The organism is Komagataeibacter kakiaceti JCM 25156 (assembly GCF_000613305.1).
Genome location: NZ_BAIO01000680.1, coordinates 1 through 1041 on the forward strand (window position 1 = coordinate 1; position 1041 = coordinate 1041).

The window sequence follows — 1041 nt, forward strand, 5'->3', positions numbered from 1 at the left end:
ACGCGGTGGTGGTCGTGCATGGCGACCGGCCCGCGCGGCTGGTCTATCTGCCTGACGCCTTTCGGGGGGCATCAGGCCAGAGCCGTGTTCAGCCCTCGATCTGGCTGAAATCGGCAATCAGCACCGTCATGCGGCGCAGTTCGGACAGCAGGCGCAGGCGGTTGGCGCGCACGGCGGGGTCATCATCATTGACCGTGACGGCTTCAAAAAAGCGGTCAAGGGCCGGGCGCAGGCCGGCCACGTCGCGCATGGCGTCGGCATAGCGTTCCTGTGCGATGGCCTGTTCCACGGCGGGAATGGTCTTTTCCAGTTCTCCCGCCAGCAGCTTCTCCTCGGGCTGGGTATAGAGCGCCGGATTGGGCGCGCCCTCATGCGGGCCGTCCCTGCGGTCCTCGATGCGCAGGATGTTGGCCGCGCGCTTGGTGGCGGCCAGCATGTTGCGTCCGTCCTCGGTCGCCAGCATGTCGGCTATGGCGGTGGCGCGGGCCAGCAGGCGCACGATGTCGGTATCGGTATTGCCAACCGACACGGCGGCCAGAATGTCGTGCCGCGCCCCTTCGCCGCGCAACTGCACGCGCAGGCGGTCCGCCACGAATTCCGGCAGCGTGTCGAGATCGGGGGCCAGCCGCAGTTCTTCGGGCAGGCCCTGCGCCGCTTCCCAGAACACACGGGCCAGATCGAGCCGCAGCCCGTTTTCACGGATGATGCGGATCACACCCAGCGCCGCCCGGCGCAGCGCGTAAGGATCGCCCGAGCCGCCGGGTTTTTCACCCACGGCGAAGAAGGCCACCAGCATGTCGATCTTGTCGGCCAGCGCGACAGCGACCGATACCGGGGCGCGCGGCACGTCATCATGCGGGCCACGCGGCGTGTAATGCGCGCCGATGGCCTCGGCCACGGCATCATCTTCATGGTCGTGGCGGGCGTAATAGGCGCCCATGACACCCTGAAGTTCAGGGAATTCACCAACCATGCCGGTGGTCAGGTCCGCCTTGCACAGCAGCGCCGCGCGTTCGGCCTGCGCCGTGTCCGCGCCCGTAA

General features: G+C 67.8%; 1 protein-coding gene. It reads right to left on the reverse strand.

Going from position 1 to position 1041, the window contains the following annotated elements:
• Window positions 1–88 precede the first annotated feature (88 nt).
• Window positions 89–1041 (reverse strand): glycine--tRNA ligase subunit beta (gene glyS, locus JCM25156_RS17910; RefSeq protein ID WP_025814230.1); only part of this gene is annotated, 953 nt, incomplete at its 5' end.